Annotated in this window: 9 protein-coding genes and 1 tRNA gene; 6 read left to right on the plus strand and 4 right to left on the minus strand. The window is 58.5% G+C overall.

The window, feature by feature from the left end:
- Positions 1-702: 702 nt before the first annotated feature.
- Together DWW73_RS09245 and DWW73_RS09250 are read left to right on the plus strand one after the other, a co-directional pair.
- Positions 703-2,592: a carbon starvation protein A gene (locus DWW73_RS09245; protein ID WP_117779415.1), complete on the plus strand. Its 1,890-nt coding sequence runs from the start codon at positions 703-705 to the stop codon at positions 2,590-2,592.
- 183 nt (positions 2,593-2,775) lie between these two features.
- Positions 2,776-4,968 (plus strand): hypothetical protein, encoded by a 2,193-nt coding sequence (locus tag DWW73_RS09250; protein ID WP_158563810.1) that lies wholly within the window; start codon positions 2,776-2,778, stop codon positions 4,966-4,968.
- A gap of 876 nt (positions 4,969-5,844) precedes the next feature.
- Here DWW73_RS09250 and DWW73_RS09255 read toward each other — a convergent pair.
- The 4 genes from DWW73_RS09255 to DWW73_RS09270 form a co-directional block, all read right to left on the minus strand.
- Positions 5,845-5,919, minus strand: a tRNA-Gln gene (locus DWW73_RS09255).
- A 38-nt stretch (positions 5,920-5,957) separates the two neighbouring features.
- Entirely contained in the window at positions 5,958-6,863 is a 906-nt protein-coding gene (locus DWW73_RS09260) for a peptidoglycan-binding protein (RefSeq protein WP_187361857.1), read from the minus strand.
- A 139-nt stretch (positions 6,864-7,002) separates the two neighbouring features.
- The gene (locus tag DWW73_RS09265) at positions 7,003-8,016 is read right to left on the minus strand and encodes a polyprenyl synthetase family protein (protein ID WP_117779417.1); all 1,014 of its coding nucleotides are present in this window, start codon (positions 8,014-8,016) and stop codon (positions 7,003-7,005) included.
- A 127-nt stretch (positions 8,017-8,143) separates the two neighbouring features.
- Positions 8,144-10,594 (minus strand): PTS transporter subunit EIIC, encoded by a 2,451-nt coding sequence (locus tag DWW73_RS09270; protein WP_117779418.1) that lies wholly within the window; start codon positions 10,592-10,594, stop codon positions 8,144-8,146.
- A 224-nt stretch (positions 10,595-10,818) separates the two neighbouring features.
- Here DWW73_RS09270 and DWW73_RS09275 point away from each other — a divergent pair, with 224 nt between their 5' ends.
- From DWW73_RS09275 to DWW73_RS09290, 4 genes are all read left to right on the plus strand, one after another.
- Positions 10,819-11,538: a GntR family transcriptional regulator gene (locus DWW73_RS09275; RefSeq protein WP_055252172.1), complete on the plus strand. Its 720-nt coding sequence runs from the start codon at positions 10,819-10,821 to the stop codon at positions 11,536-11,538.
- Positions 11,539-11,844: 306 nt separating this feature from the next.
- Positions 11,845-13,161, plus strand: coding sequence for an ABC transporter substrate-binding protein (locus DWW73_RS09280; protein WP_117779419.1), 1,317 nt, complete (start codon positions 11,845-11,847; stop codon positions 13,159-13,161).
- A gap of 87 nt (positions 13,162-13,248) precedes the next feature.
- Positions 13,249-14,103 carry a carbohydrate ABC transporter permease gene (locus DWW73_RS09285; RefSeq protein WP_055252174.1) on the plus strand — a complete coding sequence of 285 codons (855 nt, stop codon included), beginning with the start codon at positions 13,249-13,251 and terminating at the stop codon, positions 14,101-14,103.
- Positions 14,103-14,942 carry a carbohydrate ABC transporter permease gene (locus DWW73_RS09290; protein WP_117584245.1) on the plus strand — a complete coding sequence of 280 codons (840 nt, stop codon included), beginning with the start codon at positions 14,103-14,105 and terminating at the stop codon, positions 14,940-14,942. The genes DWW73_RS09285 and DWW73_RS09290 overlap by 1 nt, the downstream gene beginning before the upstream one ends.
- Positions 14,943-15,001: the final 59 nt, after the last annotated feature.

A 15,001-nucleotide genomic window follows, 5' to 3' on the forward strand; every position in this document is an offset into this window, starting at 1 on the left:
CTCGCGATAAACCTTATATCCGGCCCCTCCGTCCGGGGACCTTTCTGTATCGATATAGCTTCTGAGCTGGTTTGGCGTCGACAACGTCCGGCAAGGTTAGCCAGCTGCGTCGAATTTCCGGCGTGCTTTAGCTGAAAGAAAAAGATGGTGTGCGGAGCTTTGCTCCGCATTTGGGATGGGAGCCCCTGAGAGCCGCGGGAGCCGGGCGGCGCATATGAACTTTATCGCGAGTTCCGCACGCAAAGGAAAGCACTTAATGTGCTTTCCGTCTTGCGCAGGACTGTAGAGCAGGAAAGTTCATATGCGCCGCCCGGCTCCCGCGGCTCCCGAGGGGTATCTCCCATGCAAAAACTTTTGTTGGGTAAAGTCCGAGGTCAGTGGCGTTTTATAACGAGAAATTCAAAAAAGTTGAAAATCCATTACAAATTTGCGTTGACTTTAGGTAACTAAAGTTTCATACTCCTTTTCAACCACTGGGGGATGTGAACACGCACGGATCGTTCACATCATGATTGAAGAGGATTTCTTAGACATGTTCACGCATCAGCTAAACATTATCAGCGTAGTAATTATCTGATGCGGGTTAGCACATACAGCTAGCCCGTACGATAACGGGCGGCTGATGAAGATGAGGGCCGTCGAGCGCAACCGACGGCCCTCATTTTTTATGTCTAGGAAGTTCTTTTTAGAGGAGGAAATGTAATGAACGGAGTTTTGCTCATGGTTGTGGCCGCGGCGGTGCTCGCCTGTGGCTATCTGGGCTACGGCCGCTGGCTGGCCAACAAGTGGGGCGTTGACAAAGAGGCCCTCACGCCGGCCAAGCGCATGAAGGACGGCAAGAGCTTCTCGCCCGTCTCCGCCTTTACCGCGTTCTCGCACCAGTTCAGCTCGATCTGCGGTGCTGGCCCTGTCACGGGTACGATCGTCGCCATGGCCTTTGGCTGGCTGCCCGTCGTGCTCTGGGTCCTCGTCGGCGGCATCTTCTTTGGCGCCGTCCACGACTTTGGTGCTCTGTACGCTTCGATGAAGAACAACGGCAAGTCCCTGGCCCAGCTCATCGAGAAATACATCGGCAAGACCGGCCGTCGCCTGTTCCTGCTGTTCTGCTGGCTGTTCTGCATCATCGTCATCGCCGCTTTCACCGACATGGTCTGCAAGACGTTCATGTTCACCTCGGTCGTTGACGCTTCTGGCGCTGCCACCGGTGCTATCGACTTCACCAAGTCCTATGCCGCCGGCTGCGCTGGTACCATCTCCATCCTGTTCACCTTCGTCGCTATCGCCTTTGGTTGGGCCCAGAAGAAGTTCAACCTCACCGGTGCTACCGAGTTCGTCACCGGCGTGGTCCTCATGGTTCTCATGTTCGCCGTCGGTATGCAGTTCCCGGTCTACCTGGATAAGTTCCAGTGGTTCGCCGTCGTCATGGTCTACCTGGTCTTCGCTGGCGCTATGCCCATCCAGATGCTCAAGACCCCTCGCGACTACCTCACTTCCATCATGATGATCGTCATGATCGCCTGCGCTGTCCTCGGTATCGTCGTCCTGGGTGTTAACGGCCAGGCCACCATCACCGCTCCGGCCTTTACCGGCTTCTCCAGCGCTTCTGGCATGATGTTCCCGGTCCTGTTTGTTTCCGTTGCCTGCGGTGCCCTCTCCGGCTTCCACAGCCTCGTTTCTTCTGGTACCTCCTCCAAGCAGGTCGAGAAGGAGCAGGACGCCGTCAAGGTCGGTTATGGCGCCATGATCGTCGAGTCCTTCGTCGGCATCCTTGCCATCATCGTCGCCGGCATCATGTTCTCCGACATGAACACCGCCGGTACCGGCGCCCTCAACGCTGGCGTCGCTTCCACCCCGTTCCAGATCTTCGCTGCTGGTATCTCCCGCGGTATGCAGGCCTTCGGTGTTGACGGCACGCTCGCTACCGTCTTCATGACCATGAACGTCTCCGCTCTGGCTCTGACCTCGCTCGACGCCGTCGCCCGCATCGCCCGCACCTCGTTCTCCGAGTTCTTTGCCCAGACCAACGACGCCCTGGCCGTCGAGTCCAAGGCCGGTTACATGAAGGTTCTCGGCAACCCCTGGTTCGCCACGGTCGTCACCCTGCTCCCCGGCCTCGCCCTCGCCTTTGGCGGCTATGCCAACATCTGGCCGCTCTTTGGTGCTTCTAACCAGCTGCTCGGCGGTATGACCATGATTACCCTCGCCGTGTTCTGCAAGTGCACCGGCCGCAAGGGTTGGATGCTCTACGTGCCCGTCGCCTTCCTGCTCTGCTGCACCTTCACCTCGCTGGTCCAGAGCGCCATGGGCTGCATGACCGCCGTCCAGGCCTACGGCTTCTTCGGCACCATCCCGGCTACCGCCACCACGGCCGCCGTCTCCGTCGCCGCCACCAAGGGCCTGCAGCTCGTCTTTGCCGTCCTGCTGATGGTCCTGGGCCTCATCGTTGCCGTCAACTGTCTCAAGGAGTTCTTCGGCAAGGAGGCCGGCTCCATGCCCGACGAGGAACCCGAGTGGTCCGAGATGGGCAAGGCCGAGTACGGTCGCGCCGCTGCCGCTGAAGCTCCTGCCGACGCCGAGGCCGCCAAGGCCTAGTCGGTCGGACGGGTTGAATCTCCCATCTATTTGACTCGGAAAGACCGGGTCCGCAATCAAGCGGACCCGGTCTTTTTTCTTGTGAGAACAGGTGGTGCAAGGGCGTTCTCGCAGATGTTTTGCGTGGATAGGCTCGTGCGTTGTACCATATAGACGTATATGTGTGCATATGAAAGGGGCCCCGTGGCCAAGACGGTATATTCCGATAATCAAAACAATGTCGATGCTCTGGCTGAGCGTCTGAGCAGCCAGACATCGCTTTCTGCCGAGCGCGCCAAGCTGGTTGCCTACGACCTGCTCTGCCGCAAGGCGCTCAAGATTAAGTCGAGCGCGCTGGCGCAGATTTTCCGCTCCGTCGATAAGGAATGCGACACCAAGGCGATGCGCGATGAGCTTATCGCGGCAAATATCGTGACCAAGATCGAGGGCAGCGGCATTAACGGGCGCCCGGCGTTCTATACCATCAATGTCGAGATCCGCGATGCCCAGGAGCAGCCTGCCGAGTCCGTCGAAGATTTTGTCGTCGAGGATTCCGCTGACGTGCCTGCTGTGGAAGAAGCTGCTCCGCGTGAGCATGTCGATACCGATGAGTTGCTCGATGAGAACGTCGTGCGTGCCTTTACGGCCAAGGCGGGACGCGGCGGTTTTGGCGGGGGTGGCAAGCGCGATGCGCAGCGCCGCGCCCAGCAGGAGCGCTTCCGTCGTGCCGTTGCTCAAAAGGGTGAGACGGATGCCGAGGCTGTTGAGAACGAGGTTGCTGCCGAGTCGCAGAGGCCCGCGAAGGAGCAAAAGCCCGTGGAGGCCCAGGAGCCCCAGCGTCGCCGTGGTGCCCACTTTAAGGCTGCGCAGCAGGATGTCGCGCATGAGGTTGAAGAGCCTTCCGAGGCTGCAGACGATGTTGAGGAGTCTGCCAAGAAGGCTCCGGGTTCATGCCGTCCCGGGCGTGGTTTTGCGAGGCGCGCGTATCCCGTAAGGCGTCAGGAGAAGGGCGAGCCGGCTCCGACCGCTCAGGCCGAGAAGGCCGAACAAACCGAGAAAACCGTTGAGCCGGCGGCTCGCGAGCAGCAACCTTCCGAGTCGCAGCCTGCGGCTGACACTGAGGTCAAAGCTCAACAGACCGCTGATAAGCAGGCGGGGGAGAGCGCCTCAGGCAAGCCCCGCCGTCGTCGTCACCGCGGCGGTCGTGGCTCAAATGCCGAGGCCGCGGCCGAGAAGACAGCGACACAAAACGGAGATGAGAAGGCCGAGACTCCGGTGGATCAGGTCAAGCGCCAGCCGGCGAAGGAGGCCAAGTCCGATCGTCCGCAAAAGCGCTCGTCTGCGCCCAAGCAGGAACGTAATACCCGGGCAGATTCCAAGCGTAAGCCTCATGCACAGGCTGAGCCTGCCGCGGCTGATAGTGCTACCCAGCGGCCCGAGTCGGCCGTCCACGGCGAGGTATCGGCGTTTGCCCTTGCCCGCGTTTTGGGCAGGCAGCTGCTCAAAGTTGTCCCTACGCCTACGGCGCTCTCTAAGATCAAGGAGCAGCAGACTCAAATTGTTAAGGTCGAGGGCAAGGACGGCAAAAAGGCGCCGCAGCGCACTCAGCACAACGAGATGTCCAACCGCAAGATTGCCGAGGAAATCGCAATCATCCAGGCTTGGATCGAGCAAAACCGAGGTGCCGATACGCCGGTTGCCTCGCGCCGCCAGCGTGCCTACCAGATTTTTAACGATGAGAAGGCCTTTGACGGCAAGCACGGCGAGCGCCTAATTCGGCGTATGACCGAAAAGGGCATCAGCATGCAGGCGATTAAGGTCGCCCCCAACCGCCCCGTTCACTTTACGGGTTTCTTTACGCTGGGCGCCGATAAGCCGTTCATTATGGTCGAGAACCTGGACACCTACGACGAGATCGTCAGGCTGCTGCGTGGCCGCAAGCACGCCAAGCTCTTTGGCATCAAGGTGGGCGGCGTGATTTTTGGCGGCGGATGCAAGGCGAGCGTCTCGCATGCCCTGGACGATTATCTGGCTGAGATCGGCTATCGCTTTAACTACGTCTACTACGTGGGCGATATCGACCGCGAGGGCGCGCGCATCGTCGAGCAGGCTCGCAATGCCAATGTGGTTGAGATTCGCCTGCATGCCGGCATGTACCGCGCCATGCTCGCCGAGCATAAGCGTCGCGTGAAGGCCGGCGGCGAGTGCGAGCCCGCGGCTGCCAACCAGGGCGTGCCGCAGAACTTGGCGGCGACGATCAAGGATCTGCCCATGGTCACGCGCGTGCAGTTCCGCAATGTGCTGCGCGAGGGCGGGCGCATTCCGCAGGAGATTCTGATGACCGCCGACTATCGGGATGGCGACTCGGGAAGCTTCGACCGCATGCTTAACAACTAAATTCCGCCGGCCCCGGGAGAGCGGGGACACCGGCTTAGGTTTCCTGCTCTACAGTCCTGCTCACGACGGAGGCCACATTAAGTGGCCTCCTGTTCGTGCGGAACTCGCGATAAACCTAAGCCGGTGCCCCCGCTCTCCCGGGGGCTGTCGTGGCTTGGCCGTTGCACGCGGCTCGCTTTTCGGAACGGGGCTGACGGACACGTTCCGAAATCTACCACCGTCGCTGTGCAGGGTGTCTATAAAGAGCCGTGGCCAAAAAACATCAAATATGAGTACTGATACTCTTTTAGTAGCAGTAATTTTGATCACATTTAAGGTGATTTGACGTGTCGATCGAGCAGATAAACTGCCGTATCTCCTCAAGTGTTCATTAAAGGAAGACCTTGATGCGAATAAATCTCATTAAGATCTTCTTTTATTAACGAAAATAATGTAGCTACAACGGTAACAGTACTCATATTTGCCGTTTTTTGGCCACAGTCCTTCGGAGGGTCCTCGAAAATAGTCCCGAGCCGGCACTTGGGGACGTTCCTATAATGCCGGCACTTAGGAGCGTCCCCAAGTGCCGGCACCGCGTCTGCCTGCGGCGGCCGCGCCCCGCTGCGTCGCTCCGCATCCTTGCGGGTTCGGATTCCTCCGCTTGGCGGCGTTGGCTCGATTTGCTTGACGTGAGGGGCTCTTGGCTGGTGTGGGACGGAGGGATTCCGCGTCCGCCTGGTCGGCGGCCGCGCCCCGCTGCGTCGCTTCGCTCCTTGCGTGCTGCGCTGGAAAACGCTTCGCGTTTCCTCAGCTCCGCACCCTTGCGGGTTCGAATTCCTCCGCTTGCCCACAAGAAAGCGCCCTGGGCCGTTATGGGCTTAGGGCGCTCAGTTTTAATGGCTGGGACGGAGGGATTCGAACCCCCAACAGCCGGCACCAAAAACCGGAGTTCTACCGTTGAACTACGTCCCAATGTGTGGTGTTGCCCAAAAGCAACTCGTCTAGTTTACCTAATCTGCGAGGGCATCGCAAACGCCGTCGAGTAGGCGTACGGCGAGCGTCTGCGCGTCGCTGGCCGTGAAGGTGCCGTTGTAGCGCGTCATGCCCGTGAGCTCAATGCGAATGCGAGCCGGCTTCTGCTGCGCGGCGACATTGGCGGTGCGGATGCGCTGGGCCAGGTTGTGGCACTCGGCGAGGGCAATAGTGGCGCGTGGCGCGGCGTCGGCGGGCAGCTCGTCGCTTGCGATCTCGAGCACCAGGTCAACGTCGGTTGGGACCTCGGAGTCGCAGAGCATCATGCCGCTGTTGTCGGTCGTTGCCGTGGCGATGTTCCACATGCGCGAAGCAACGCTGCGTGCGATGGGGTCCTCGCCGATAACGGCAATCTGGAAGCGCTCGAGCACGTTGGCGGCGCGAGCAAAACCGATGCGGGACTCGGCTTCGGTGACCGAGGGCTTGCCCTCCCACACATGATGCAGGCGGTTGATGTAGGCGTAGGTGTCTTGGAAGGCCATGCCGTCGGCAAACAGGCCGACATTTTCCTGGAACTGCTGCAGGGCGGCCTCGGTATGCGGACCAAAGTAGCCGTCGTCCTCGCCGCAGGCAAAGCCCAAAACGTTGAGAGCGCGCTGCAGGGCCTGCACATCGGCGCCATGGAAATTGGGCATGCGCAGATACAGGGTGCGGTCGCCCAGCTTATACGAGGCGTCGACCAGGGCGCTCCAACAGGGGATATCGACGGCATGACCGGCAGCAAGGCCGCTGTCGAGCCTGAAGGTGCTGACGGCCTGCTCGGTGGTGGTGCCAAAGCGCTTGTCGACAACCTCGGCGTCATCGATTGTATAGCCGAGCTGCAGAAGGCGGGACTGGACGTCCTCGACGGCTGCTCCCTGCATGCCTGTGGTAATAGGTTCCATGAACGAACCCCTTTCGGCGTACCATTCGTACTATTTTGAGCGTGTGTCGGATAGACAACGCGAGACAATTTATAAACATGCACTCAATAGTGTAGCAACTTGTACCCAAACGCGCTGCCCACAGGTTTTATGACCCCCGCTAGTTAAGACGCTCCACAAAGAAATCTGCCATTGAGAGGAAGAGCTCGCGCGCATGCGGGTCGAGCTCGACGCCTTCGATAGCGGCCTTGGCCTTGGCGGTCAGGTCGAGCGCATAGTTGTGGGCGAAATCGATGGAGCCGGTCTCCTGGAAGATCTCCACGGCGCGTGCGAGCTGCGCAGGGTCCTCGGTGCCCGAGGAAAGGATTGCCTCGATCTCGTCGTGATAGCGCTCGTCTGACAGGGCATGCACGGCAACGAGGGTGCGCTTGCCCTCGGTGATATCGGTGCGGAAGTCCTTGTTGGCGGCCTCCTTGGTGCCGATCAAGTTGAGCAGGTCGTCTTGAATCTGGAAGGCAAGGCCCGTGTGCAGCCCAAAGGCGCGCAGTGCCTCAATCTGCTCTTCGCTGCCGCCGCCGATAATGGCTCCGGCGGCAAGCGGCGTCGCTCCGCTGTAGTACGCGGTCTTGTGCGTCGCCATGTCCAGATAATCGCCGACCGAAATGTCAAAGCGCCCGTCGCGGACCCAGCCCAGGTCGAGCGCCTGGCCCTCGATGGTACGGACGATCATCTCGGTAAGCTCGTGGAGCACGCGAAGCTTCACGTCTGCGTTGAGTGTGGGGTCGTCGAGAACCGTCTTGGTGACCATGGTGAGCGCCAGGTCACCGCAGTTGATGGCAAGACCGGTGCCCTCGGTAAGGTGCATGCAGGGCTTGCCGCGACGAATCTGCCCGTTGTCGGCGATGTCGTCGTGGATGAGTGCGCCCGACTGAAAGTGCTCGATGGCCGCCGCTGCGCTGCGGGCGCTCTCAAAGCTGCCGCCTACCGCAGTGGCGGCGAGCATGCAGATGAGCGGGCGGTGGCGCTTGCCAGCGTTTGCCGTAAATGCCGAGAGCGGGGTATACAGGTAGCGCTCGAGATCGGCGGAAGTCGCCTGTCCGTCAAAGAACGTGGCCAGATAGTCGTTAATCTGGTCAAAGTGCTGGGCTAAAAAGCTGGTAAACGGACTGGACACGGGTTCTCGCATTCTTTGATAGGTTGCATCGTTGCATTATGCAGACAACATATTGCCACATTAGGGCGTCGAGCGCGGCGGTTGAAGACGATTGGTCCATGCGGCCGCAAGTGCGGCAGGGGCTTGGCTAGATAAGCCCAAAGTGTTCGAGCGCGGTGACGACGCCGTCGTGGTCGATGCTGTCGGTGACATAGTCGGCCTTTTCCTTGAGGAAGTCCGGTGCGTTGCCCATGGCGATGCCAACGTCGACGGCGTTCATCAGCGAGACGTCATTGCTGGCGTCGCCGATGCCGTATACGGTTCCGTGGTGGGGATCGAGGGCGTCGAGTACGGACTGGATACCCTCGCGCTTGGTGCATTCGCGAGGCGAAATCTCGGTCACTTCGAGCTCGAGCTCGTTAAAGCAGAGCAGCGGCTCAAACGCTTGATCCTGAGCGATGCGGTTGGCAAGCGACGTGGACATTAAGATCTTGTAGGCGCTGTAATGTTGCAGCTGCGTAATTGCATCGCCCACGGTGCGGGCGTATCCCGGGGCGTCGGGCGCATCGGCACTCATGCGAACGACGCCATTGAGTCCCTCAAAACGAATCACTTCGTCCGATTGCTCAAGAATGGGAGCAAGGCGCTGCAGCATGCCGGGCGTCATCGCCAAATCGCGAATCACGTGTCCCTCAAGTTCGACATAGCCACCCGCGAGGCAGACGATGCCGGTCCAAGGCAGCTCGAGCAGCTTTGGATGGATGCAGCTCAGCGTGCGCCCTGTGCAGATAAACGCCATATTGCCCTTGGCGACAAAATCACGGATGGCTTGCGAGACCGCTTCATTGGGATAGGGGGAGAGGTCTCGCTCGCTCTCGGGAAGCTCTTGTGCCACTCGAGGGTCTTGCCAGGCGAGTGTTCCGTCGATATCGAAGAAGCAGATATCGCCGCGCTTATGGGCTGCGCTGGCGGCAGGGGAGGCCGAGGTGGTGGACACAAATCCCGGCTCGAGGCCCATGATCTGGTCAAAATGCTCTTTAACGCGGGGAACGGAGATGCCAATAATCACCTGGGCGGTCTTGCCCGTAATGATGAGGCCCTTGGCGCCCACCGCGACAAACGACGCATTATCTGCAACGATGGAAGGGTCTGCGACCTCGACGCGCAGGCGCGTGGCGCAGTTGGTTGCGCCCACGATATTGCCAACGCCACCTAAAAGCTGAATTACCCGCTCAGCGAGGACGTGATCTTGATCGGATTGAATACTGACCTCGCCATTGGGAGATTGCTCTTTGGCAAAGCCGCTTCCCGTTAAACGATCGATTGCCGCGCGATTGGAGACATGATCCTCGCGGCCCGGCGTCTTAAGGTCATAGACCAAGATGAGTGCTCGAAAACTAACAAAAAAGATGAGGCTAAAGGCAAGACCGATACCGAGCGCCAAAAGGTAGGAGCCGGCATGCATTCGCATGAGTGGGATGAAGTTGAAGGCCGTCATTTCCATGAGACCGCCCGAGAAGATGCCGACGATGCCAAAGAAGTTCATGGTCATGGCAAGGCAGGAGGACAGGACGGCGTAGAGCAAAAAGAGTCCGGGATAGGTGAACATAAAGAGAAACTCGAGCGGCTCGGTGACGCCGCAGACCACCGAGGCGACGATGGCGGGCAAAAGGATGACCTTAAGGCCGGCGCGGCGTTCGGGTTTGGCGGTGAAATAGAATGCTGCCGCGATGGCGGGAAGGCCAAAAAGCTTGCCCCAGCCGGTGGCGGTAAAACCTGCCCAGGGCGCAAGTTCATTTAAAGGGCGCGTGCTATGGGAGAGAATGGGGAGCAGGTTGGTCCACGTGGCGTAAATACCGTCGTGAATGACCAGATTGTCGTAATAGATGGGCATATAGAGCAGATGGTGCAGCCCCATGGGCTCGAGCGCTCGCTCCAAAAACACAAAGATGCCCACGCCGAAGGGGCCGACGCCCGCAAGTGCGTGGCGCAGCGTTTCGGTCACAGCGTATGCGAAGGGCACGATGGCGGCCGAGATGGCGGCAAGGGCAAACACGGCAAAAAAGCTGATGAGGTAGACGAGCGAGGAACCCGAGAACGTGCCGAGCCAATCGGGAACCTTGGCATCGTAGAAGCGGTCATGGATGGCAACGACGGTTGCCGACACCGCCAGCGGGCCGATAATGCCGGTGTCGAGCGTCTTGATGCCGTCGATGACGGTGATGCCGCTGGCGGGGGTTAAAGACGACGGGTACTTAAGTCCAAGGTTGTCGCCGCTCAGCTTAATGATCTCGCTCAAAAAGAAACAGTAGGCAAAATAGGCTACGAGCGCCTCGAGGCAGCAGCGTGCCGGTTGCTTTTGGGCAAGGCCGATAGGCAGCGCTACGGCAAAAAGGAGTGGAAGGCGCTTAAAGACCGTCCACGAGCCGCGCTGAATGATAGTCCAGAAAACGTACCAGGGGGTTCCGTATACGGCGAGGTCGCCGACGATATCCACGGTCGTTGCGAGGGCGGAGATGCCGACCATGAGGCCTGATATAGAAAACAGCATGGCGGGCGCGAACATGGCTCCGCCAAAACGTTGGATTTTCTGCAGCATAATATGCCTTTCGGATGCAACATGCTGTGCGAGCAAGAACGTTTAAACAATGAACTCATTGTAGAGGACTGGCTGCTTGCCGCATTGACGGTTTTGATTCGGTCCGATTTGGGTTTCGGGGGAACCGTCGACGGTAAATAATCCGTGCTTTACCGATAATCGGTTTAAACAACTTTAAGAAATGCTATCGTGCCTAGCCATACATATTCATTAGAGGTGAAATCATGCCAAAAGCGATTTACGAAGGAATCTACCGCGAGATCCGTTCGCGCATCATCAACGGGACCTATGCGTTTCAGGAGATGCTGCCAACCGAAGCCGAGCTGACCGCGGAGTTTGGCTGCACGCGCAATACCGTTCGACGCGCCTTGAGCATGCTGGCCGACCAGATGTTTGTGCAGCCTATACACGGTAAGGGCGTGCGCGTTATTTGGCTTAAGGGCGAAACCGACATGCTGGGCGCACTCGAAGAGGTTGAGTCGTTTGGCGAGTTCGCAAAACGCAACAATGCCGTCGCATCGACCGAGGTCAAGTCTTTTGAACATTTGATTTGCACTGAGCAACTCTCACGTCGCCTGGGCTTTAAGGTGGGCGAGGAGCTGATTCGCGTAGTGCGTGTCCGAAGCCTCAACGGCAGCGCGCGCCAAGTGGACCATGGCTACTTTTTGGCGTCGATCGCCAAGGGCCTGACCCCCGAGATCGCGGCGGATTCTATCTACGGCTATCTGGAGCACAAGCGCGGCGTCAAAGTGATGGCGAGCCGTCGTACGGTGAGTGTCGAGCTCGCCAACGATGAAGACTGCAGCTATCTGGACCTCGGCAAGTACAACTGCGTCGCCGTTATGGAGAGCCAGTCGTACACCTCGGACGGCATCTTGTTCGAGGTCACGCATGCCCGCACACACCCCGAGATCTTCCATTACCGCGTCAATTCCAAGCGATAGCCGGCTAGCTCGCAGCCTGACGAGACTCATGCCCTCAAAGCGAAAACGCCCGGTCAAACCGACGATGCATCGGCTTGATCGGGCGTTTTCTCTGCATTCGATAACAAATAATTGTTTATACAAAACTTGTCAAGTATCAAGTCGAAATTACCGTTCACCGAAGTTTTTCTACCGCTCTAGTAATACTTGTTCAAACAACTAGCCAAATAGCGTATTGTACAAGTCAGCAAAAGGGGCAAAGTCCCCGAGCCAATCTCCGAAGGCGGCGGCAAAGGGTGCCGCCACGGTGTGAAAGGGTGGATTGTAATGAAGAACGAAATGAGCAGAAGGCAGTTCCTGGGCCTTGCTGGTTCCGCGGCTGCGGTTCTTGGTCTGGGCCTCGTGGGCTGCGGTGGTTCTGCCGGCTCTGGCTCCTCTGCTTCTGGTGACGCTGCCGAGGTCTACTTCCTCCAGTTCAAGCCCGAGGTCGACAAGGAGTGGAAGGAGATCGCCAAGGCGTACAAGAAGGAGAAGGGCGTCGAGGTCAAGATCGTGACCGCCGCCTCCAACACCTACGAGGAGAAGCTCAAGTCCGAGATGTCCAAGAGCTCCGCTCCGACGCTGTTCCAGGTCAACGGCCCCACCGGCCTTAAGAACTGGAAGGACTACTGCGCCGATCTTTCCGACACCAAGCTCCGCGGCGAGCTCATCGACGACTCCCTGGCGCTGCAGTCCGACGGCAAGGATTTGGGTATCGACTGGGTTCAGGAGAGCTACGGCATCATTTACAACAAGGAGCTCCTCGAGAAGGCCGGCTACAAGGCCGAGGACATCAACTCCTTCGACAAGCTGAAGGCTTGCGCCGATGACATCCAGGCCCGCAAGGACGAGCTCGGCGTTGACGGTGCCTTCACTTCCGCCGGTATGGATGACTCCTCCAGCTGGCGCTACACCACGCACCTCGCCAACCTCCCGCTCTACTACGAGTTCGAGAAGGAGCACAATCAGGAGGACGACGAGATCAAGGGCGAGTATCTCGACAACTTTAAGCAGATCTTCGACCTGTACATCACCGACTCCACCTGCGATCCTTCGCAGCTCGCCTCCAAGACCGGTGACGACGCCACCAACGAGTTCGCAACCGGCAAGGCCGTCTTCTATCAGAACGGCTCTTGGGCCTACGCCGACCTCACCAAGGCCGGTATGACCGACGACCAGCTCGGCATGCTGCCGATCTACATCGGCGTCGACGGCGAGGAGAACCAGGGCCTGTGCTCCGGCGGCGAGAACTACTGGTGCGTCAGCTCCCAGGCTTCCGAGGATGCCCAGAAGGCCACCGAGGACTTCATGTATTGGTGCGTCACTTCTGACACCGCCACCGGCATCATCGCTGACAAGATGGGTCTGACCGCCCCGTTCAAGAGCGCTAAGGAGACCACCAACGTCTTCTCTCAGCAGGCCGTTGCTATGGCCAAGGACGGCAAGAAGACCGTCGCTTGGGACTTCGTTTACATCCCCTCCGAGGAGTGGAAGAAGAACCTCAAGCAGGCTCTCATCGCTTATGCTGCCGACAACACCAAGTGGGACGGCGTCAAGAACGCCTTCGTCGATGGCTGGAAGACCGAGAAGGCTGCTTCCGAGTAAGCAGTTGCTGCCCAAGCTATCTGATTAGCGACAGGGGGCGGGCAGACGTAGGTTTGCCCGCCCCCTGCATATTGAAAGGACCCTTCTATGGGCAAAGCACTCAAGCGCTGGTGGCCGCTCTTTATGCTGCCCACGTGCCTGGCGTTTATGATCGGGTTCGTGATTCCCTTTATCCAGGGTTTCTATCTCTCGTTCTGCCAGTTTATTACCATCAATAACGCGCACTTTGTCGGTATCGAGAACTACGTGCGCGCGCTGTCCGATCCGCAGTTCTCCACGTCGTTCTTCTTTACCGTGGCGTTTGCCTTCCTGTCGACGGTGCTCATCAACGTGATCGCGCTGGCCATTGCGCAGGCGCTCACTCGCAAGGCGCTCAAGGGCACCAACATCTTCCGTACGATTTTCTTTATGCCTAACCTGATTGGCGGCATTGTACTGGGTTACATTTGGCAGATTCTGATCAACTGCCTGCTCTCCAACGTGGGTGCCCAGCTTATCGCCCTCAACTCCGCCGCTGGCTTCTGGGGCCTTATCATCCTGACCCTGTGGCAACAGGTCGGCTACATGATGATCATCTACATCGCCGGTCTGCAGTCCATTCCGTCTGACTACATCGAGGCCGCCAAGGTCGATGGCGCTACGGCATGGCAGACGTTTTGGAAGGTTAAGATCCCCAACCTGATGCCGACCATCACCATCTGCCTGTTCCTGTCCATCACCAACGGCTTTAAGCTGTTCGACCAGAACCTCGCCCTTACCGGTGGCGCCCCGGCGCACTCCACCGAGATGCTCGCCCTGAACATCTACAACACGTTCTATTCGCGTGCTGGCATCGCATGGCAGGGCATCGGTCAGGCCAAGGCAGTTATCTTCTGCATCCTGGTTGTCGCTATTTCTATGATCCAGCTTAAGGCCACGAGGTCCAAGGAGGTGCAGCAGTAATGAAACGCGATAAGGCTATCAACCGCGCGCTCTCGATCTTCTTTACGATCCTGTCGCTCGCATGGATCTACCCCGTGTTCATGATTGCGCTCAATTCCTTTAAGAAAGCGACCGCAATCAGCACCACCACGGCGTTCGATCTGCTCACGCCCGAGACGTTCAACGGCCTCGCAAACTACGTGCACGCTCTGAACGAGCAGGGCTTTGCCTCGGCGTTTATGTACTCGCTCATCATCACGGTCACGTCGGTCGTGCTGATTCTGGTGTGCTGCTCCATGTGCGCTTGGTACGTGGTGCGCGTCAACAGCAAGATCTCGAACTTCTTCTATTACCTGTTCGTCTTCTCGATGGTCGTACCGTTCCAGATGCTCATGTTCACGCTGTCCAACCTCGCGGACCGCATCGGCTTTAACACGCCGTTTAACATCTGCTTCATCTACCTTGGTTTTGGCGCGGGCCTCGCGGTCTTTATGTTCGCCGGCTTCGTCAAGAACATCCCGCTCGAGATTGAGGAAGCGGCCATGATCGACGGCTGCAACCCGGTCCAGGTGTTCTTTAAGATCGTCCTTCCCATTATGAAGCCCACCTATCTTTCGGTCGGCATCCTCGAGACCATGTGGGTCTGGAACGACTATCTGCTGCCCTACCTTACGCTCGACTCCACCAAGTACAAGACCATTCCTATCTTGATCCAGTACTTCCGTGGCGGCTATGGCCACGTCGAGCTCGGCCCCATGATGGCATGCATCATGATGGTCGTCATCCCCATCGTCATCATGTACATCTTCTGCCAGAAGTACATCATTGACGGCGTTGTGGCAGGTGCCGTCAAGGGCTGATGCCGTAACTGTTTTGCAAGTTTTGGCGGCGCCTCTCAGCGCGGCGCCGCGTATCGAAA

The organism is Collinsella sp. AF16-8, from assembly GCF_003462695.1.
Lineage (GTDB): Bacteria > Actinomycetota > Coriobacteriia > Coriobacteriales > Coriobacteriaceae > Collinsella.